The 21,197-nt window shown below is 39.0% G+C and carries 20 protein-coding genes and 1 riboswitch; of the genes, 13 read left to right on the forward strand and 7 right to left on the reverse strand.

Annotated elements, in window-relative coordinates; genetic code table 11:
• Nucleotides 1–193: 193 nt before the first annotated feature.
• Nucleotides 194–2,428 carry a BspA family leucine-rich repeat surface protein gene (locus EKM78_RS01580; RefSeq protein ID WP_125768380.1) on the reverse strand — a complete coding sequence of 745 codons (2,235 nt, stop codon included), beginning with the start codon at nt 2,426–2,428 and terminating at the stop codon, nt 194–196.
• 604 nt (nt 2,429–3,032) lie between these two features.
• Nucleotides 3,033–3,569 (reverse strand): YagU family protein, encoded by a 537-nt coding sequence (locus EKM78_RS01585; protein WP_125768383.1) that lies wholly within the window; start codon nt 3,567–3,569, stop codon nt 3,033–3,035.
• 142 nt (nt 3,570–3,711) lie between these two features.
• Here EKM78_RS01585 and EKM78_RS01590 point away from each other — a divergent pair, with 142 nt between their 5' ends.
• The 5 genes from EKM78_RS01590 to EKM78_RS01610 all read left to right on the forward strand — a co-directional run bounded on the left by EKM78_RS01590 (nt 3,712) and on the right by EKM78_RS01610 (nt 10,068).
• Complete coding sequence (locus EKM78_RS01590) at nt 3,712–4,644, forward strand: NADP-dependent oxidoreductase (RefSeq protein ID WP_125768386.1); 933 nt, start codon at nt 3,712–3,714, stop codon at nt 4,642–4,644.
• 142 nt (nt 4,645–4,786) lie between these two features.
• Nucleotides 4,787–5,833, forward strand: coding sequence for an SLAP domain-containing protein (locus EKM78_RS01595; protein ID WP_125768389.1), 1,047 nt, complete (start codon nt 4,787–4,789; stop codon nt 5,831–5,833).
• 491 nt (nt 5,834–6,324) lie between these two features.
• The gene (locus EKM78_RS01600; RefSeq protein WP_125768392.1) at nt 6,325–7,926 is read left to right on the forward strand and encodes an SLAP domain-containing protein; all 1,602 of its coding nucleotides are present in this window, start codon (nt 6,325–6,327) and stop codon (nt 7,924–7,926) included.
• A gap of 230 nt (nt 7,927–8,156) precedes the next feature.
• Nucleotides 8,157–8,882: a hypothetical protein gene (locus EKM78_RS01605; protein ID WP_164507145.1), complete on the forward strand. Its 726-nt coding sequence runs from the start codon at nt 8,157–8,159 to the stop codon at nt 8,880–8,882.
• 145 nt (nt 8,883–9,027) lie between these two features.
• Nucleotides 9,028–10,068, forward strand: coding sequence for a serine hydrolase (locus EKM78_RS01610; RefSeq protein ID WP_125768399.1), 1,041 nt, complete (start codon nt 9,028–9,030; stop codon nt 10,066–10,068).
• A 250-nt stretch (nt 10,069–10,318) separates the two neighbouring features.
• Here EKM78_RS01610 and EKM78_RS01615 read toward each other — a convergent pair whose 3' ends face one another.
• From EKM78_RS01615 to EKM78_RS01630, 4 genes are all read right to left on the reverse strand, one after another.
• Entirely contained in the window at nt 10,319–10,810 is a 492-nt protein-coding gene (locus EKM78_RS01615) for a hypothetical protein (RefSeq protein ID WP_125768403.1), read from the reverse strand.
• Between the two features lie 48 nt (nt 10,811–10,858).
• On the reverse strand, nt 10,859–11,122 hold the full coding sequence (locus EKM78_RS01620) for a zinc-ribbon domain-containing protein (RefSeq protein WP_125768406.1): 264 nt from the start codon (nt 11,120–11,122) through the stop codon (nt 10,859–10,861).
• A 126-nt stretch (nt 11,123–11,248) separates the two neighbouring features.
• Entirely contained in the window at nt 11,249–11,971 is a 723-nt protein-coding gene (locus tag EKM78_RS01625; RefSeq protein ID WP_125768409.1) for an MIP/aquaporin family protein, read from the reverse strand.
• Between the two features lie 145 nt (nt 11,972–12,116).
• Nucleotides 12,117–13,511, reverse strand: a complete 1,395-nt coding sequence (locus EKM78_RS01630; protein WP_125768411.1) for a DHA2 family efflux MFS transporter permease subunit — start codon at nt 13,509–13,511, stop codon at nt 12,117–12,119.
• 105 nt (nt 13,512–13,616) lie between these two features.
• Here EKM78_RS01630 and EKM78_RS01635 point away from each other — a divergent pair, with 105 nt between their 5' ends.
• The 8 genes from EKM78_RS01635 to ribH all read left to right on the forward strand — a co-directional run bounded on the left by EKM78_RS01635 (nt 13,617) and on the right by ribH (nt 20,689).
• The gene (locus tag EKM78_RS01635) at nt 13,617–14,057 is read left to right on the forward strand and encodes a MarR family winged helix-turn-helix transcriptional regulator (RefSeq protein ID WP_125768414.1); all 441 of its coding nucleotides are present in this window, start codon (nt 13,617–13,619) and stop codon (nt 14,055–14,057) included.
• Between the two features lie 611 nt (nt 14,058–14,668).
• A complete protein-coding gene (locus EKM78_RS12420) occupies nt 14,669–14,839 on the forward strand; it encodes a hypothetical protein (RefSeq protein ID WP_164507147.1) in 171 nt (56 codons plus the stop codon).
• A gap of 14 nt (nt 14,840–14,853) precedes the next feature.
• Nucleotides 14,854–15,765: a PLP-dependent cysteine synthase family protein gene (locus tag EKM78_RS01640; protein ID WP_125768417.1), complete on the forward strand. Its 912-nt coding sequence runs from the start codon at nt 14,854–14,856 to the stop codon at nt 15,763–15,765.
• A gap of 26 nt (nt 15,766–15,791) precedes the next feature.
• The gene (locus tag EKM78_RS01645; RefSeq protein ID WP_125768420.1) at nt 15,792–16,931 is read left to right on the forward strand and encodes a trans-sulfuration enzyme family protein; all 1,140 of its coding nucleotides are present in this window, start codon (nt 15,792–15,794) and stop codon (nt 16,929–16,931) included.
• 168 nt (nt 16,932–17,099) lie between these two features.
• Nucleotides 17,100–17,234: riboswitch (FMN riboswitch) on the forward strand.
• A gap of 128 nt (nt 17,235–17,362) precedes the next feature.
• Nucleotides 17,363–18,430 (forward strand): bifunctional diaminohydroxyphosphoribosylaminopyrimidine deaminase/5-amino-6-(5-phosphoribosylamino)uracil reductase RibD, encoded by a 1,068-nt coding sequence (gene ribD, locus EKM78_RS01650; protein WP_125768424.1) that lies wholly within the window; start codon nt 17,363–17,365, stop codon nt 18,428–18,430.
• Entirely contained in the window at nt 18,411–19,016 is a 606-nt protein-coding gene (locus EKM78_RS01655; RefSeq protein WP_125768427.1) for a riboflavin synthase, read from the forward strand. Before ribD ends, EKM78_RS01655 begins: the two co-directional genes overlap by 20 nt.
• Nucleotides 19,009–20,226 (forward strand): GTP cyclohydrolase II, encoded by a 1,218-nt coding sequence (ribA, locus tag EKM78_RS01660; RefSeq protein ID WP_125768429.1) that lies wholly within the window; start codon nt 19,009–19,011, stop codon nt 20,224–20,226. Before EKM78_RS01655 ends, ribA begins: the two co-directional genes overlap by 8 nt.
• A 1-nt stretch (nt 20,227) precedes the next feature.
• On the forward strand, nt 20,228–20,689 hold the full coding sequence (ribH, locus tag EKM78_RS01665; RefSeq protein WP_125768432.1) for a 6,7-dimethyl-8-ribityllumazine synthase: 462 nt from the start codon (nt 20,228–20,230) through the stop codon (nt 20,687–20,689).
• A 73-nt stretch (nt 20,690–20,762) separates the two neighbouring features.
• On the opposite strand, the gene EKM78_RS01670 is transcribed toward ribH, so the two are convergent.
• Nucleotides 20,763–21,197 (reverse strand): Rrf2 family transcriptional regulator, encoded by a 435-nt coding sequence (locus EKM78_RS01670; RefSeq protein WP_125768435.1) that lies wholly within the window; start codon nt 21,195–21,197, stop codon nt 20,763–20,765.

The following is a 21,197-nucleotide window of genomic DNA, read 5'->3' on the forward strand; positions in this document are numbered from 1 at the left end:
GATATAGCTTTTGCAAGTTTGTGTATAAACTTTTCCAATAATTTTAAATTATAAATTCACAAACAACGGTATTTATATTTGAATGATATTAATGAATTGTAATAAAGAAATAAATTATATATTGATAAAATTAATCATTTTAAAATACAAAAAAGACCATGATTCGTTAGAATCATGATCTCGTAAATAATTATTAGTGAACAACTACATCGTCAGCAGATACGAATTCGTCTGTTGAAACGCGGTAGTATGTTTTACCGTTGATCTCGATAGTACGGTCTGATTTCCAAGGAGTGCCCTTAGCAAGACGACGATTTGATATCTTACCTTGTGAGTTAACTAGATCTTTATCTGAATCAGATTTTGTGGTAACAACTACATTCTTGTCTTTATATGAATAAATATCTTCTGCAGCAACATATTCATTTTTTGAAACGCGGTAATAAGTCTTACCGTTGTGTTCGATAGTTTGGTCACTATACCAGTCGCTACCTGCTGAAAGTGAACGATCAGTAGATTCCTTGAAGTCACGATTGTAGAGTTTGATGTGACGGTGATGGAATAAGGTTGTTAGTTTGTGGATGATGTTTGTTATCTTGTCTGTTACTTTGTGATTTGTTGAGGGAGTTTTGCTTGGGGTTGATGGTGTTGATGAAGATGACCCACTTGCACTGTTATCTGATGGTGTTTTTTCTAAATTAATTGTGCCATAATCGGACAGTACGAATTTATTATTTTCTGCATCATACTTAATTTTACCCGTTAAATTTTTTTGTTCTTTTGCTTTATATTTACTGTCAGACACATTCTTAATTGTAAAGCCGACTTTCTGTTCTTTAGTAGGTTCACCATTAATTAATACAGTTGCAGTTACATTGTTAGTATTGGTTGGTATATTTTCAATTTCTAAATCCGTGAATTTTAGCTTAAACTGATCAGTTCCAGTAGTAGGTTCCAGTTTGTCCGTATTTTTATGAGCATTGATAGTTTGGTTTGAATCGGTTAATTTAATCCCAGATGGTATGCTTGAAGGATTAACATGAAGCTTATAGTTGTCGCCCTCTTTTTTACCAAATGCTTCTAGTGTTAAATTGTCGATATTTGTCGGTATATTTTTTGCGTCTGAAATGAGCTTGTTTTTTCCATCTTTTATTACTTCTTTTGGTTCATCTGTTATTTTAGATGCTTCTATTGGCGATGGTGAAATCTGATAATCATTGATAGTGTAATATAATCCAGATAAGTTCATATTTTTAAAAGACATTCCATTGGCAATTCTGACATTCTCAATGTTTTTTGCATTATTCAACATTCCCTGTGTAGAAGCATTTGGAATGTTTTTTATACCGGATAAATCCAGCGCTTTAATTTTAGATCCTGAAAACATAGATGCCATATTTGTAACTTTACTTAAATCAATATCCCCAAAATTGATTTTCTCAGAGGTTGTGTTTTCAAACATGTTACTCATATCTGTAACTTTTTTTGTATCCCATTTAGATAGATCATAAGATTTAAATGCAGAGTTTTTGAACATTGAAGACATGTTCTCTACGTTTGAGGTATTTAAGTTTTGTAGATGGAAGTCTTCCGCATTTGTACCTTCAAACATGTTACTCATATCTGTAACTTTTTTTGTATCCCATTTAGATAGATCATAGGATTTAAATGTAGAGTTCTTGAACATTGAAGCCATTTTTTCTACATTTGAAGTATTTAAGCTTTCTAGGTTGAAAACTTCTGCCTTTGTACCTTCAAACATGTTATTCATTTCTTTAACATTTGTTGTATTCAATTCAGGTAGATAGAAAAATGAAAATGCTGTATTTTTAAACATGGAATTCATACTTGTAACATTTGCAGTTTCAAACTTTGTGAAATCAACATCTGTTAAATTAGTGTCACCATCAAAGAGATTGTCCATTTTCGTGACTTCGGAAGTATTAAGATTTTGGAATCCTTCAATTTTTGTTAATAAAGTAAAACCAGCAAAAAGAGATTCAATATCACCTTTTACGGAACCTTTACCGGTGATAATAATTTTAGTGATTGTTTCTTTATTATTTATAATATTTTGTTTGAATGTTGATGTATTGAACTTACTTGCATCAATTGTTAGAACCTTTTTGTCGTTAGAAAGAGTCAATCCGTCACTAATTTCATTGCCTTCATCTCCAACTGAATGAGCATTATTGCCAGCACCAGAATTAGATTGTTGAGGATTCGCGCCTTCCCTGGCAGGTCTGTTGACTTCTGTGGAAGCAGCATAATTGCTCGTTTCAACGGATTCAACATCACTAGCAGCCATAACCGGGGCAACGTCACTCAAGATCATTCCGCAAGTTAGTGTTAATCCAGCGATTGCTGCGATTTTTCCTCTGTTGATTGTTGTGTTGGGGCGATTTGTATTACTTTTTTTCATGTGCATAATATAAAATTCTCCTCGAATTGGTTTTTGATACTTATTTAGAATACCTATCGGAAGTCAAAAAATGTAATTTATATTATGATATTGTGAATATGGTATTTTATAGCTTTATTTATATTTACAAATACGTTTTTACTTTGGAAACGACTCCAATCGGTGATGATGATGTACTGGATTTTTAATGAATGGACACTTTGTTCTATTTGTTTATCTAATAAATGAACTATTAATGTTCAATAATATGATTAAATCCAGTGATTTTAGCTTATACATTCATCTTTTTATAAATGTAAATTCTATGTAAAATTTTTATTTGATTTGTATTCAATGTTTTGATATAAAAATATGCTTCACTATTGATTGCTATCAATCAAATATTAACGATTAATAATTTGGCTGAAATTTATCAGTTAATTTAGGATTTGTCCACGATTTGTTTTTTTTAGCAACTACCAATCAATGCTTATATTCATGAAGATAGACAAATTTTTCAATAATTCACAAGTTACAAAACTTGTTTATAATTTTTGATGCACTATAATATTACTTACGTAAACAAAAAAGCTTGCTAACCACTGGGTCAGCAAGTTTTTTAGCCTAATAATTAAAATGTTGTGTCGACTTCTCGATCAGGTTCGTGAGTTATTCGATTTCTAAAGTCACGTCTGAAGACTTCGATTGCCCAGCCCCAGACCATGTGGCCTAGTGCTTCGGAGAAGTGTTCTTCAAATGGTTGATCCCAAACTGCTGGGACTGTTCCCATTAGTGGCATGATCAATAGATGGAAAAGAATCCAGATCACTAGTCCATAAATGGTTCCTTGGCCTAGTTTGATCTTTGGGAAGTACTCTGCTAAGACACAGTAGAGGATCGCAAAGACGATTGAGAATCCAAAGTGCATGATGAAGCTTACCCAAGGCATTTGTTGGCCTGAATAAGTGTAAGTTAAGTGTGTTATTGCTTTCGGAATTCCAATTTGTTGAAGTAATTCTTGTGGTGGGTTGGTCAAGTTTCTGGCAACTGTTCTAGGTGGTAGTAAGACTTCCCAACCTAGTTTAACGATGCCGGACATGATACCCCCGAGTATACCAGCAATGACTGCAGCGAAAATTTTAGGCTGTCTTTTACCGGCAATATTCATAATAATGCCCCCTTAATTTGGTACAATTTATTTATAGTCTTTTTTCAGGATCAAATTAAAAATAAGTGCCATAATTTAGAAAAAATTATCAACACTTAAAGTATAGTTGAGATTAAAGATGGATATGGATAGAGGAGAGAATATGAAAGCAGTAGTGATCGATGAATATGGCGATCGTAGTAAGTTACATATGACTAACATTGCGATCCCAGAAATTGAGGATGATGAAGTATTAGTTGAAGTTAAAGCTACTTCGATCAATCCGATCGATTGGAAATTGCGCGAAGGGAACTTACAAGATAATATCCCGTTGAAATTTCCGATCGTTTTAGGTTGGGCTGTAGCTGGTGTTATCACCAGAACTGGTTCAGCCGTGCAAGACTTCCATACTGGAGATAAGATTTTGGCTCGACCAGACTTGACTAATCGTGGAACTTACGCTGAATATACAGCAGTTAAAGAAGATAAATTGGCAAAGTTGCCAGATAACGTTTCTTTTGAAGATGCTGCTGCAATTCCATTAGCAGGACTTACAGCTTGGCAAGGTATTTACGACAACTTGAAAGTTGAAAAAGGCCAAACTGTTTTGATGCAAGGCGGCGCTGGTGGCGTTGGTATTTTTGCCATTCAGATCTTAAAGCATATTGGTGCAAAAGTGATCACTACAGCTAGTGCCAAGAATGCCGACTTTTTGAAGAGTCTTGGCGCTGATCAAGTTATCGACTACCACACTGACGATTTCAGCGAAGTCTTGAATGATATTGATGCCGTCTTTGATACGATCGGTGGCGAAACTTTGGCTAAGAGTTACTCGGTCTTAAAAGACGGAGGAAGTTTGGTAACTATCGCTGGTGGCATCGATCAAGAGCTAGCTGATGCTAAACATATCGATGCCAATGGTATTTGGCTACATCCAAATGGCAAACAACTGACTGAACTAGTCGATCTAGTTAGCCGTGGTATCGTCAAAGTGGTCATTGATAGTGTACATCCATTTAGCGAAGAGGGTATAGTGAAAGCCCATGAGATCAGTGAATCTCATCATGCTAAGGGTAAGATCGTTGTTAAAATGTAAAAATTAACCAAAAAGAGCAAACTTTTTTCAGTTTTGTTCTTTTTTTGTATTATGAATTATTTAAGAAAAAATAATAATCATGTATTTTCATTGAATTAGTTTCATAATTGCATTAGTGAATAATTTTAAGAGCGAGGTAAATATGAAAATTACTAAATCTTATATTGTTAAAGGCTTAATTTTTTCCGGGATAGTGCTTGGAACTGTTGGTCTCCAATCAACTATCGTTGATGCTGCTACAGATGCTGGCATCGATGCAGCAACTAAAACGACTGACGTCAGCACTAACAAGATCTCAAACCAATTGATCTTTACTAGTGGCGATGTCGAAGTTGGCTCATCATCAACTACTGTCACCGGCGATAAAGTTGGTCAGAAGATCGATTTGACCAAAGTGATCCCAGCAGGCTATCAAGTGGCCTCAGGCGATGCAACCTACACTTTGGCAAAGGACGGCTCGATCAACCGAGTTGAATTGGAAAAAATCGGAAATGTGACAGCAACTGTCCATTACATTTATAACAACGGAAGCGTTGGTACTGAGACAGTCACCGGTAATGCTGGTGATTCTGTTTCTGTATCCAAAGTCCCAGACGGTTATTACTTAGTTAAAGATAGCGACAAGAAAGTCGTCTTAGGTTCAGGTTCATCTGATGTTTACTTAAACGTCAGCAAGGCCATTACTAACACGATTTCCTTCGTCAATAACGACCAAGCTAAGACTGAAGTCGGAACTGCGATCGTCAGTGGAAAAGTTGCAGGAGCTACAGCTAACTTGACTGAAGATCAAATCCCAGCAGGCTATAGTTTGGTCAATCCCAAATGGATGACGATCGTTTTGCAACCAGATGGGACCAAACAACAAGTTACTGTGAAAAAAGATAGTACGGTTGTTGAAAACAAAGGTACCGTTTCAACTTATGGCAAACTTACACCGCTTTATTCAGCAGATGGAAATAGTGCTGGTAGCAGATCATTAGGTGCTAACAGCGTTTGGGCTACTGATAAGAAGATGACGCTAAACGGCGAAGACTATTATCGTGTTTCAACTGCCGAATGGGTCAAAGCTAGCGATGTTTATGAATATACCGCTAACGGAACCAACGTCACGGTTAAAGACGGTGCTGTCGCACACTTGTATGACACAAAAGGCAATCAATTGACACAAAGGTCAGTTGCACCAAACTGAGTTTGGTGTTCTGACAGAACTATCAATGTTAATGGACAAAAATATTATCGTGTATCAACGACCGAGTGGATCTCAGCTGCTGATATTAAATAAAAGGATCCTCACTTTATATAAAAGTGGGGATTTTTTTTTACCTTGAAAAGTAATTAGTAGTAAGTATTACCTAGAAAAATTTCAGAAAAATATTCCTTATTAAAAGTTCAATAGAGCAACCTCATAAATTTAACATAATGTCATATTTGACTAGGAAAACGGGCAAGAATCCGTTAAATTGGGAACGGTTACTCAACGTAACCGTATAGGTGGGGTGAGATGTAATCACCTGACTAGTAGGGATTTACTTAACAGAAGAAGCAAGTTGGGGAACTTGCTTTTTTAAAAAAACATGAAGGGAGTGGTCCAAAGCGAGTTTAAGTCTAATACGCTCGCTGGCAAACGGAAAATCAGCAATACAGAATGAATTAGCGATAAATTTAGTTAAGAGAGAGAACATGAAGAAAAATATACTTATTGGTACTTTACTATGTGGAATGGTATTAGGTTCGGTAGTTGCACCAAACATTGCCTTGGCCGCTGAAAATCTGCGAGAGGAATCTACCAAGAAACGCAAACTAACATTGCACTATACAACTGACTTTGGTGATCTCAAGTCAGTTCAGATCACTGCCACAACTGGCCAATTATTAGATTTAAAGAAAGTCCTTCCTAAAGGTTATGATTTGGCCATTGATCAAGAAGAAAAAATCATGATCACGGAAAAAACCGATACTGTTACCATCAAATTAGCCGCACAGACACGCTATGATATGATCCAATTTATGGGCGCAAAAGGCGTTTCCATGCGGTCGATTTTGAAGCATACCGGTGAAATGATCACCATCAAAGATTATGAGAAATTCGTTCCAAAGGGATATGTAGTTGATACGAACCGCCAAACGACATTCGTTTCAGGAAATGACCGCTGGGGTCAGACTTTTTACGTGTATTTGAAACCTGCTCCTGCAGTCACTCACGTGGAAAAAGAAATTAAATTTGTCAGTGAAGACGGTATTAGTTTCCAAGGATTCAGCGCTGTGTTTAATATTAATGGCCAACTTGTGATCGATCCTGACAAAATTCCTGAAGGTTATGAAATTGAACCAAGATATATTACCGTTTTGGATAATGGGGAAAAAACAATCGAGATTAAATTGTTTAAGCTTTTTAACAATACGGTCCAGTTTGTAACTCCAGACGGGGAAATAGTATCAACAACTGAGATCAAAGGCCGTGCTGATAGTAAAGTAAGTGTCCAAGCACCAGAAGGATATGAATATCCAGATGAATCGTTTAAACTTTTCACTATTTTATCGGAAAAGACGACGCAAAAAGTTATCGTGACGCCGCTGATCGATGCTTCAGTGAATACTGACGTACCAGAAATTGTACCAGATATTAATGTAGAAACTCCGGAAACGGGTAATGCATCTGAAGATAGTGATTCTGAAGATAATTTAGAACAAGTCGTGGAACAGCCTGACGAAGATTCTAGTATTGGTCAGGAAGTCGTTCCTGCTCCAACTCCTGATTCGGAAGTGGAAAATCCAGAAATGCCCAGCAACAATCAAGAGATAGATCCACCAACCGAGATAGATGAAACAGAGATCGAAGAAACAGATGAAGATACTAGCGATTCAACCAATGATATCGTTGATCCTCAAAAAGTTGAAGCAGTCAAAGGTCAAGTAATGACTCACCATCATCAAAAGGTTCAACTTTTTGACCAAACAGGACGGAAGTTAGATCTTGCCTTGGAAGCAAATACTGACTGGTTAGTTGATCAAAAAATGACGCATAATGGCGAAACTTATTATCGTGTTGCAACTGACTGCTGGGTCAAAGCTAGTGATGTTTTAGAATATGAACGCGCTGAGCAAGTAGTCAATACTGGCGATAAAATGCGGTTACTGTACGACAGCAAAGGAAAGCACTCCAGTCATCGAAGTTTAGCTGAAAATTCCGAGTGGTTTGTGGATAAATCGACAACGATCGATGGTAAAAAATATTATCGCGTCTCAACTAATGAATGGATCTTAGCTGATGATATTAAATAAATTTTTGATACAGCCTAAATGAATAGGCTGTATTTTGCTATGTGGGAATTGATCAGTAAATATTAAAATTTGAATGAAGCACAATGTCAGATGCATGCTAAAATAAACTCAAAGACAAATTTTTTGAGAAAATAAGTTTTTTAGCCAATTGTTGGAAACTGGCTTGATCGTTGATATTAGCTACAAAATTCCCAAGGATATCGTGTAACGGAATCTGAATAAAGATTGAAATGTTTCAATTTGTCGAAGGGAGTACTTGTAAACTCGTGGATATTAAGTCGACTCACTCAAAACCAACTAAGACATTTAATGGTAATAACACAATAAAGAATGTTGTCCATTTTATGAACAAACAAGATCGCCAAGTGGGGCAGACTGAACTTACCGGCGTTGCCGGTACTAAGATCAAAGTCCAAGCTCCACAAGGGTTTGCTTTGGCTTCAAAACTGTGGGATTTTATCATTTTATCAACTAGTGAGCCTGACCAGAAGATATACGTTGATGCTCTCAAGCAAGCTAGTCCCTTACAACAAGGAACAGCCTCTTTGTTGACTAACTATACGATCGTTCATGGACACGTGACGACTTATTCCGAAAAACATGCCATTGCTGTTTACGACTCGCAGCTGCATAATATTTATACTGTGGGTAACAACTATGACTGCAAAGTCATCGGTAGTGGATTTTATGACAATGTCCGCTTTTTGCAAATCGCCCAAGATGCTTGGATCAAAGCTACCGATGTTTTTGAATATCAACCGATCGATATCAAGATCAAGGCAACGTCGGATCGAGCTATTCCAATATACGATTGTCGTGGTCGGGTTATTTCGAGAAATAAGTTAGAACCGAATAGTGCTTGGTACACTGATCGAGTAGTTTACGTCGCTAATGTGCCTTATTTTCGGGTAACGGACGTTTATTGGCTGTGTGGGAATGATATTTTGGAAGTTTAAATTAGTTTATGAAAAGTATTGGAGAAGCTATTGTTGGCATCATGACAATGGCTTCTTATTTTTTCAAGCTTGTAACAGTCTGTAAGCTACTGCTATCATATATAAGTATATTTATAATTGAATGATGTGGAATCGGGGATCGTAGATGGGAAAGCAAGCAAAGCACAATAAGAAATCTAAGAAGCGTCAAAAGAGATCAACGATCACGTTGTTGATCCTCTTGTTAATAGTCGTTATTGGTGGTGTGATTTATTTCTTTAACGTTAAATCGAGTGACTCCAACAAAAAAGCCACTGATTCGACAAGAACTGAACAAAAACAATCTAAGCATTCAAAGAAAAAACAAAACAAGTCTTCCCATCATGATTCAGCAAACAAGGACAATCAAAAAAACGAGCTTACAACAAAAGCTGAACAGCTGATGTCTGATGATTTGTCTCCAATTGGTAGCACAACATCGGCTTATTTTTACGATTTATCCTCTAAACAATCAGCAACTTTTGGTACCGATAAACAGCAACGAGCAGCTAGTGACATCAAACTTTTTATCATGGCTACGGTTTATCAAAGCGTTAAAGATGGTAAATTTTATCTCAATGAAAAATATGCTTTAAAAGATACTGATAAAGTTGGCGGAAGTGGTGCCCTCCAAGGGATGGCTAGTGGCACTCAAATTTATTACCAAGACTTGCTCAAGTACATGATGACGCAATCTGACAACACAGCTTCTAACATCCTGTTGGATAAAGTTGGAGGTATCTCAGCTGTTAATAACGAAATCAAAAAGTTGGGTCTTACTAATTCAGTCATGCAACGAAAATTGATGGACACTAAAAAGTTAACTGCTGGCCAAGATAATATGACCACAGCTAAAGATCTCGGAAAATTTTTGACGAAGTTGTATCATCATCAAGTCGTATCTGAAACGGCCGATTCAGAGATGATGCGATTGCTGTTGCAAAATACTAATCACTCCAAACTACCAGCTCAAGTTGCTTCTGATGTGAAAGTATATAACAAGACTGGAGAATTCAGCGAATACGGTGTGCAAAACGATGCTGCCATTATGGAAAAAGGTGGCAAGGCATTTGTCATCGTAGTCTTGTCTCAAAATGGGACCGAGGCAACGCAACATTCAGGGATGGCAAAACTGGGACTTGATCTTTCACGGTTGGTTTTTAAATAATGGAAAATAAAAAGATTCAACTCACACAAAATTGCGAGTTGAATCTTTTTTAGTTGAAACGAGCTACAGGCGACAGCGGCCTCCGGTTTAGCAACTGCCAGCAGGCACGACTTCGTCGCACCTTTGAGCTGCCAGTCCCTAAATCCTCAGCAGCTGACCGGTCGCCATCCGCTCTCTTATCTTGAAACGAGCTCCAGGCGACAGCGGCCTCCGATTTAGCAACTGAACGGTCGCCTTCTGCTGTCTTATTTTAGTCATCATCATAATCAGCTAAGTGATTAACAGTTTGAGAACCATTTTTATAAGTTAAATAAGTGTCGCCATCGGAATCCTTCAAAGATATTTCGTAACCACGTCCCCAATTATCCAAGGCGTACTGTGAAGCTTTTTGGATACCGTTGATAAATCGCTTGTCATCAGTGTGATTGCCGTAATCATCTCGATCCATTAGATAATTATCCATATCATATCCATTATTGGTTCTGAAAGTGATTTTTTTCTTATCGATCCCAATAGTACAATCACCATCGTCTTTCCCAGTTGTAATTTTTTGAGCGGCGACAACGTCTGAATTGGACATGTGCTTGAACATACCAGAGGCGTTATACAATTCGACTGTTTTCTGGCGATCATCGGTAGTCATGCCGTTGTAGGTAGCAGACTTTGTAAAAGCAAATCCACCAACGATAAGGACTAGAACAACTACAATAATGGCTATAGGATACTTTTGTAAAAAGGTCATGAATTGGTTATTAGAGTTTTTAGGGTGTTGGTTACCGAAATTATTCGGCTAGTTTTGGAATTGACCGTTAGCATTTGGTTGCTGATTTTGATTGTTCATCTGACCTTGAAATTGGCCGTTTTGATGGGGTGCTTGAGAATTGTTTTGGGTATTCTGGATATTTGTCTGTTGTTGAGTTTGGTTAACTACATTTTCAGCGGGGTGTTCGTTGTTATTTAACTGTTTTTCAAATTTATCGACAGGTGTCCCACACTTAGGACAAAACTTGATCCCGTCAGGGATCTTGGCCCCACAATTTCCACAAAATTTCATAATAATATCCCCTAAATTTAAATTAAAATATAAATATCACGTTATATAATACTATTATTTTTATATTTAGAGAAGATAGTAAAAGAAAAAGGGCAGCCAAGATTTTTTGGCTGTCCTTTGTATGTATTAACTAAAAAATATCGTCCAAACTTTAACAGCAACAATTCCGCCAAGGATCGGTGCAACAACTGGTACCCAGCTGTATTCGAATTGGGAAGATCCTTTGTGTTGCAATGGCAAGACTGCATGCAACAAACGTGGTCCAAGGTCACGAGCTGGATTCAAGGCTGGTCCGGTTGCTCCACCTAGTGAAACGACCAAGGCCATAACTAGAAATCCTAGACCTAATAAGTCAGAACGTGGTCCGATTTTATCAGACGTCAGTGCTACTGCACCTAGGATCAAGACGAACGTTCCTAAGAACTCGTTGATAAATCCATTCCATTTGCTGTGAACGTTGTCGATCGTGGAGAATGTACCTAAGATCGATTCAGCGTTAGTAGTTTTATCGTAGTAAGGTTTGTAAGCAGCGACGATACAAGCTTGACCAAAAATAGCTCCAAGCATTTGCGCTACTAAATATGGCAAGACCTCACCCCAAGGGAATTGGCCGTTAACCGCCATGGCTAAAGTCATAGCAGGATTGATCTGTGCTCCTGAGGTCCCGGCGAACATCATCGCTGGGATCATAACACCGATACCGTAACCGAAACCGATCAAGATCCAGCCCCCATGGAAACCTTTCGTTCCTTTTAATTCAACGTTAGCCACAGAACCATTACCTAAAGCAACCATCAATGCAGTTCCAATAAATTCAGCCATGCAGCGAATAAATAGTGTGTAGTGCATAAATTAATACCCCATAAATTTATTTGCACAGTCTCATCGTTTGGTAGCTTGGCTTTTTAGTCGACTAACCTCTTTAAATCTGACCGTAACGAGTAACAATTATAGCACATGAAAATATCAATGAAAGTGATTTGTGAAAAAATGTTTATGATTTTTTCATATATTTTAAAGCTGAATTTAGCAATACAGCAGCGATTAATATAAATACTAATAAAACAATGAAAGCATTTTGTGAACTAATTGCTGTTTTAGTGGCGTAATTTTCAGAAAGTCCAGAAGTTTGTGACAAAGCAACGATAGTAGATGCGATCGAAGTCCCAACGGCACCGGCAAACTGTTGCACAGTATTGAACCAGCCGTTTCCGTCAGCATTTTTTTCAGTTGGAAGTTGTTTCAATCCATTGGTCATCGTATTTCCCATAACGAGTCCCATACCTAACATAAATAAGAGATAAAAGATCAGGATTAAGGTGGAATTTAACGTTCGTCCAAAAATGGAGTATAAGATCATTGCCAAGATCTGGATCGTGATACCGATCATAATAGGCTTTCTTGCCCCAAATTTATCAAGGATCGATCCACCCAGTGGTGCAAAGATTGCTCCAAGTAATGCGCCAGGTAAGACGATCAATCCGGCAATCAAAGCTGATTTGTGATCGACTAATTGAATGTAATTAGGCAAGATGAAAGACATTCCCAAGGCACCTATCTGGACGAGGAAGAAAGCACTCAAGTGTGCAGCGTATTTTTTGTTTTTCAAAACATCAATATCGATCAAAGGATTTTCACTGTGTTTGGATTGAATGACGAAACCGATCAAACCAATGATACCGATGATCAGTGGGAGAACAAAGTTAAGTGGTGCGGTTTTGATGGTCGATAAATTAGTAAAAGCAAAGATCAGACCAACAAAAGCGATGGCAATCAAGATGAGCCCACCTAAGTTGAGTTTCGTATGAGTAGGTGCCGTGACTTGTTTGATCGAGATAGCGCCAATGATCAAGGCAAATATGACTACTGGTAGTAGTAATAAGAAAATACTTCGCCAGCCGAGGGAGCTAACAACCAATCCGCCAAAAGTTGGTCCGATGGCTGGAGCAATTGCCGTGATCAGCGTCCCAATGCCCATCAATAGACCAATTTTAGAAGTGGGTGCTTGTTCCAAGATGATGTTGAACATCAAAGGTAAAGCAATTCCGGCACCGATACCTTGAATGACTCGTCCCAAAATCAGCAGGGGAAAAATCGGGGCAGTCGCATCAACGACTAGACCAATAATAAAAAGCAGGGCTGCCGTGATGAATAATTTTTTCGAAGTAAAGGTGTGTTTCAAGTAGGCAGAAAGTGGCATCATGATCGACGCAATCAACAAATATCCAGTCGTCATCCACTGGACAGTTGAAGTAGAAACATTAAATTCTTTCATTAAAGTTGGAAAAGTAATATTGGTAGCAGTTTCGACAACGACACCGGAAAACGACATTAAGCCGGTGGCTAAAATTGCCAAAATCAAGCTGGTATTTATTTTTTTAGTTTGCATAGAGCCTCCATAGTTAGAATTCGAACTAATATATTCTGTTATACCACAATTTCCTTTATTTGTGGTAAAATTAATTAAATTAGAATACAAACAATGAGGCCAACAATGGATAAAGTTTTCGGGATAGTCGTCAAAAAGGCAAATAATGGATTGGATCGTGATGCTGAGAAATTTGCTAAAACATTAGGCATCACCAGAATGCAATTAAGTATCATCAATTACATCTCACGCAATGAAAATAAGACCGATATTTTTCAGAAAGATATCGAAAAAGAATTCAATATTAGAAAAGCTAGTGCAACGAGTGCTTTAAAATTAATGGAGCAAAAAGATTTGATCATTCGGGTCTCATTGCCAAAAGATGCACGTTTGAAACGAATCGTATTGACTTCAAAATCTCGTCAACTTACCGAGCAAATCAGTGATTATATTGCCTCAGTTGAAGCTGAAGTTACCCAAGCAGTTGGGGCGGAGCAGATGCAGATCGTCAAAGATGGGCTTGCTAAGGTATCGGCTTTTTTTGAAAACAAGGATGAAATCAATTAAAAAAATATTAGATAAATATTTGACAAACATGAAAAAGTGATATAATCTTTCAACATAAATTAATCGGAGGGATTCAATTATGACTAATGTAAATGTTTCAACATTGAACAGTTGTTGTTGTGGTTCGCATCTTATGCGATCCACTGATTTGCATGCCTAAAATTGGTTCTTTTGGTGAAAGCTTAAATCAGACTATCGTATAAGGTGCAGTTTCCTAAGTTTTTTAGGAGCTGCACTTTTTTTGTCTAATTTTTGATGGTGGTGGGGTGAGACCCGGTTCTGTGGGGGTTCCGGGAATTGCGCTGTGGAACGCAATGGACGCCACTTTGAACCAATCGAGAAGTTCACTCGATTGTTTCAAAGCTGGGTCTTTCACTAAGCTCCTTCGTCGCCAAGTGAAATTTCATGGCTGACAGCGAATTCCCTCCACCCCCACAGAACCTAATTGGGTGTAAAACTATCTTGTTGGTGTGATGACGGTACTTATTTATATTTCAATATGTTCATTTGGTTAATTTGGATGTACTTAGTTTTATTTGTTCATAGACTTTTGGCCGGTGGTATCTATCTCTTAAGTTAGTTATCGGATGAAAATTATGGAGTGACTTTTTATGATGAGATCTCATCTATTCCGAAGAACCTTGTTGGACGTGACACTATTTCCTTTGTATTATTCCAAGGATTTGGGTACTGGTTTTGATTTTTTAAATTTTGATGGTGGATCGGAAATGCTAGATTTGGTTTCTAATGATTTTGCTTGGGATTTCAATTCGTTTTTCTAGAAAGGGATTTGGTTATGTTAGTTAAAAATATTTATCAAACGATCGGCAATACACCGTTGTTGCAGCTGGATGTTCCGGCTGCTAATGATGTTAAGATTTTTGCGAAGTTGGAGATGTTTAATCCTGGGGGATCTGTTAAGGATCGCTTGGGAGTTAACTTGATCGAGAGCGGGATCAAGCGAGGACAGATCAAGTACGGCACCACTATTATTGAACCTACCGCTGGTAATACTGGGATCGGCGTGGCTTTGGCAGCTCAGCGTCATGGGTTGCCAGTTAAGTTGGTCGTTCCTGAGAAGTTTAGTCAGGAGAAACAGATTTTGATGAAAGCTTTGGGGGCTGAGATCATTCATACTGCTTCGGAAGATGGCATCGTGGGTGCGATCGATAAGGCGAAGGCGTTAGCTCATGAGATCGACAATTCATATGTGCCATTGCAGTTTGAGAATCCTGATAATCCAAAAGCCTATGCTCAGACATTAGGTCCGGAGATCATCGCAGATCTGGCTGGTAAAAAAATCGATGCTTTCGTGGCTGGCTCTGGTAGTGGCGGTACTTTTGTTGGCGTTACTCAAGCTTTACAGAAGAAATTCCCTGAGATGAAAGCTATCACGGTTGAACCGGAAGGTTCGATCTTAAATGATGGAGTTGAGCATCCCCATCGAACTGAAGGCATTGGCGTTGAATTTGTTCCACCATTTTTTAAAGAAATTACGGTGGATGGCGTAAAGACGATCAGTGATGACGATGCTTTTTCAAATGTGAAATGGTTGGCTAAAAACGAAGGTTTGTTTGCCGGTAGTTCTAGTGGAGCTGCTTTAGCGGCAGCTTTACAAGTAGCTGAAGAATTGCCAAGGAATTCCAACATTGTCACGATTTTTCCCGATTCAAGCGAACGTTATTTAAGTAAAGGCATTTACGACTAATTAAAAAAACAGAGGAGATCAATATTATGAAATTTAATACAAAACTTGTTCACGGCGGCATTAGTGAAGACCAAACGACAGGAGCAGTTTCGATCCCAGTTTATCGTTCTTCAACTTTTCACCAACACGTTTTAGGAGGCGAGCCAAAGTGGGAATATTCTAGAACGGGCAATCCTACCCGAGCAGCTTTAGAAGCTTTAGTCGCTGATATTGAAGAAGGAACTAATGCATTTGCTTTTGCCTCCGGATCAGCTGCTATTCATGCGGCCTTTTCTCTCTTTTCAGCAGGTGATCACATCGTCATCGGAAACGACGTTTATGGTGGAACTTTCCGCTTGGTCAACAAAGTCTTGAAGCGTTTTGGCTTGGAATTCACCGTTGTTGATACACGTGACCTAGATGCTGTGGAAAAAGCTGTTCAAGAAAATACCGTAGCGATATATCTGGAAACGCCTACTAATCCCTTACTTCACGTATCGGATATTCACGCTATCGCAAAAATCGCTAAGAAGCACGATATTTTAACGATCGTTGATAATACATTTGCGACGCCATACAATCAAAATCCCTTGACTTTAGGTGCCAACATCGTGGTTCACAGCGCTACTAAATATCTTGGTGGACATTCCGATGTTGTTGCGGGATTAGCCGTAACTAACGATGCAAAAATCGCTGAAGAATTAGCTTTCTTGCAAAATTCCATCGGTTCAACTTTAGGCCCAGATGACAGTTGGCTCTTAATGCGTGGTATCAAAACACTCGGCGTTAGAATGCGTGTGCATCAAGAAAATACCCAAATTATTTTTGACTATCTCAAGAAAAATGCCAAGGTAGCTAACGTCTACTATCCTGGTGACCCCGACAGTGAAGGCTATAATATCGCTAAAAAACAGATGAGTGGTTTTGGTGCTATGATCTCCTTTGAACTTAACGAAGGCCTGGACGCTAAGAAGTTTGTTGAGAGTTTACACGTGATCGACTTAGCTGAAAGTTTGGGCGGGATCGAAAGTTTGATCGAAGTACCTGCAGTCATGACTCACGCTGCTATCCCACGTGAAATCAGATTGAAAAACGGCATCAAAGACGAATTGATCCGCCTTTCAGTCGGTGTGGAGGACGATGCTGATCTGTTGGCTGATTTAGAACAAGCTTTTGAACAAATTTAAAATAATAAACTACTAGTATTAAATCAAACACTATGTTCAAAAGGCCTTGCCGCAATTAAATTGGCAAGACTTTTTGCTAAGGTAAAATTAGAAAACATCATAATGATCGTTTAAAAAAATATTTGTCATAAAAAAATATTAGTGATATGCTCTTTGTGAAAACTGAATAGATTTCTTCGGGGCAGGGTGAAATTCCCGACCGACGGTGACAACGACAAGTTGAAGTCCGTGACCCGCGTAATTCGCGGTTGACTCAGTGCGATTCTGAGACCGACAGTACAGTCTGGATGGGAGAAGAAAAAAAGATACATTTCATACCATGGATGTGGCTTTATTTGGCTACGCAAAGTTCTCGTATGAAATCTTATTTGGCTAATTATGACGCCCCGCATAAATTTTATGCGGGGCTTTTTTATTGGGGTGAATGAGATTTGGAAGAAAATCAGTTTATGAACATTGCTTTTGAGGAAGCAAAGAAAGGTGTCGAAACTTGGACTAATCCACAAGTCGGTGCGGTGATCGTTAAGGACGGCAAAATCTTGTCACAAGGCCATCACGAGAAATTCGGTGGACCGCACGCTGAGATCAATACGTTGAATCATTTGGACAATATCGAGCAAGCAAAAGGTGCGGAAATGTTTGTGACGTTAGAGCCTTGTTCTCACTTTGGAAAGACTCCTCCTTGCGTCCAAAAAGTGGTTGAAGTCGGGATCAAGAAAGTGGTCATTGGTCAACAAGATCCTAATCCAGTCGTCAGTGGCAACGGGATAAAATACTTAAAAGATCATGACGTTGCAGTAGAAGTCTTGCACACGACTGGTGGGATTAACCAAGCTTATAACTTTTTTTATCAAAACAAACGTCCGCTTGTCACAGTCAAATACGCTATGACTTTGGATGGCAAGATCAATCAAGCCAGCCAAACACGCACCATCATTACTGGCAAAGAGGCCTACAACGATAGTCAAAATGTCCGGGCTCATAACCAAGCTATTTTGATCGGCGAAAATACTTTGCTGATCGATGATCCGCAATTGACAGTTCGAAATCAGACGATGGCTTTTCCACCGCTCAGAGCAGTGGTCGTTCGCAATGTTAATAAATTATCGCCAGATTTGAAGCTATTTCAAGATACTACTACCTCTGTGTTGATTTTTTCCGAACAGGATGCCAAAAAACAATTTCCTGAAAATGTTGAAGTGTTGGTAGCGACAAGTTGGACTCCCGAAAAAATCATTTCCGAGTTAACCAAACGAAATATCGAATCCGTGCTCGTTGAGGGTGGTAGCCACTTACAAGCTGACTTCGTACAAGCTAACTTGGTTGATCAATTGATCGTCTACGTAGCGCCCAAAATTTTTGGTGGAGCAAGTTTACCGGCTATTTTCAACCAAGCTCATTCGGACGATCGACTTTTTGAAAAGCCTCAGGTCCAAGCCTTAGGTTCGGATTTAAAAATCATTACTAGGAGGTTGGACGATGTTCACCGGAATAATTAAAGATGTGGGGACCGTGGCTGAGATCTCCAAAAAAGCTGAGACATTTAAATTAGCCATCAAATTGAATCATTTAAAAAATGCTGAACTTAAACTAGGCGACAGCATCGCTATCAACGGGACTTGCTTGACCGTTATCGAATTGATCAACGACGGTTTTGAAGTCGAAGCCATGCCAGAAACTTTTCGCCGAACTAATTTAGGCCAGCTGAACGAAAATGACCACGTCAACATCGAACCGGCATTGGCAGCTAAAGATAAGTTGGACGGTCACTTTGTCCTGGGGCATGTTGATACGACTGTCCAATTAGTTGATAAGCAAGAGGACCAAAATTCGATCGTACTAACTTTTCAAGTGGATCCTCAATATCAAAAATATATCGTGGAAAAAGGCTCAGTGGCACTCGATGGCGTGAGCTTGACCGTCTCCAAAGTAGCTGGGGATAAATTTCAAGTTTCACTGATCCCCTATACGTTGCAAGAGACCATCTTAGGAGAGTTAACAATAGGCGATTCGATCAATTTAGAAACTGACATTTTAGGAAAATACATCTTAGATTCGCAAGTAGGGGGATATCAAAATGACTAATACAGAAATTATTGAAAAAGTAGAGAGTGCCATCGATAAACTTAAACAGGGCAAGCTCATCATCGTAGCCGACTCGCCCGACCGTGAATCTGAAGGCGACATGATCGGCTTAGCTGACTATGTTACTGGAGAATCCGTTAATAAAATGATCACCCATGCTAAAGGCTTACTCTGCGTACCAATGAGTAGCGAATATGCTAACAGATTGCGATTAACGTCCATGGTCGCAGATGGTGAAGATGCTTTTGGGACCGCCTTTACCATTAGCACTGATGCAAAAACTACGACAACTGGTATCTCTGCATTTGACCGCGCAAAGACTATCAAGCTACTAGCTGATCCTACTAGCACATATGACGACTTTTTCCATCCAGGGCACGTCTTTCCACTTATCGCAGCTGATAACGGTGTTCAAGAACGGACTGGACATACTGAAGCGGCTGTCGATCTCGCTAAATTAGCTGGTGGTTCACCAGTGGCTTACATTTGCGAAGTCGTTAAACCTTCGGGAACAATGGCTAGAATGAAAGACTTAAGGGTCATCGCTGACGAAAACGACATGCAATTGATCACGATCGAAGATATTATAAAATACCGTGATATCAAGGATACTGACTTCATCAAAGAAATTGCTGACGTTAAATTGCCAACCAAATATGGTGATTTCAATATGAAAGCTTTTAAAGTCAATGACGTCGACGAACCTACTCTACTAGTTTCCAAAGGTGACATTAGCAAGCAAGACACTTTGTTGTTTAGAATGCACTCTGAATGCTTAACAGGTGACGTTTTCGGTTCAAAAAGATGTGACTGTGGCGAACAATTAGACACAGCTTTGCAGAAGATCCAACAAAATGGATCAGGTGCAGTGCTGTACTTGCGTCAAGAGGGCCGTGGGATCGGACTAGCTAACAAATTAAAAGCTTATGAGCTTCAAGAACAAGGCTACGACACGGTGGAAGCTAACGAAAAACTTGGGTTCAAGCCGGACGAAAGAGAGTATGGTCAAGCGGCTGCGATCTTGAATCACATCGGTATCAAGAAAGTCGATCTGATGACGAACAACCCTGATAAGATCAATAAATTAGAACAACTTGGGATTAAAGTAAATCACCGGATCCCTTTAGAAACAACGCCAACGAAAGAAAATATTCACTACTTAGAAATAAAGAAAACTAAATTTCATCATTTACTCAAGGAGGTCAACTAAGATGCAAGAATTACGAGGAAAAATTGACGGAACCGGTAAAAAAATCGGGATCGTCGTGGCTCAGTTTAACGAAATAGTTACTAAGAAGTTGCTCGAAGGTGCCGAAAATGAATTGCAAAAATATAATGTTAAGCCAGACGATATCATTACCGCCTGGGTCCCAGGTGCAGTCGAGATCCCACGGGTAACGAAGAAAATGTCCGAGAGTGGCAAAGTCGACGGCATTATCACATTAGGTGCAGTTGTCAGAGGAGAAACAGCCCACTTCGATTACGTCTGCAACGCATCAGCCAACGGAATCGCCGAGATCTCGCTTCATGGCGATGTTCCGGTCATGTACGGCGTTTTAACGACCAATGACATGGACCAAGCTATGAATCGGGCTGGTGGAAAATCCGGAAACAAAGGTGCTGAATGTGCTTCTGGCGTTTTAGAAATGATCAACTTGGAAGAACTGATCTAGAAAAGTCTTCTGTAAAATATGCAAACTACCAAAAAAAGCATGTGTCAGATTTTAAATCTGAATACATGCTTTTTTACTGATTTCGATTTTTTTCACGGATCAAAACGTCTTCGATCAAATCTTGCAAGACAATCGTTTTCATCGACTCTTCAGCAGCTTGCTGGACTTGGTCGTAGGCGGCATTGAGCGTATCTTGAATGTTGCGACCGACCGGGCAGTTCATATTGGTTTTCTCATCAACGTGCAACAATTCGTGCGAATCGTCGATAGCTAAATAAATATCGAGCAGCGTTATTTGATCAGCCGGGCGTGAAAGTCTTGGCGAGACTGAACCGGATCGGGTGATCAGCAGACCAGCTTTTGACAAGGAAGACATCAAGCGTCTGATCAAACTAGGATTTGACTCGATGCTGTCCGCAATAGCTTTGCTAGAAAAGTCTTCATTTTGAAAAATATCAATGTAGGCCAGGATATGAACGGCATCGCTTAATTTGTGTGAATATTTCAT

Source organism: Companilactobacillus furfuricola (assembly GCF_003946325.1).
In the GTDB taxonomy this organism is placed as follows: Bacteria; Bacillota; Bacilli; order Lactobacillales; family Lactobacillaceae; genus Companilactobacillus; species Companilactobacillus furfuricola.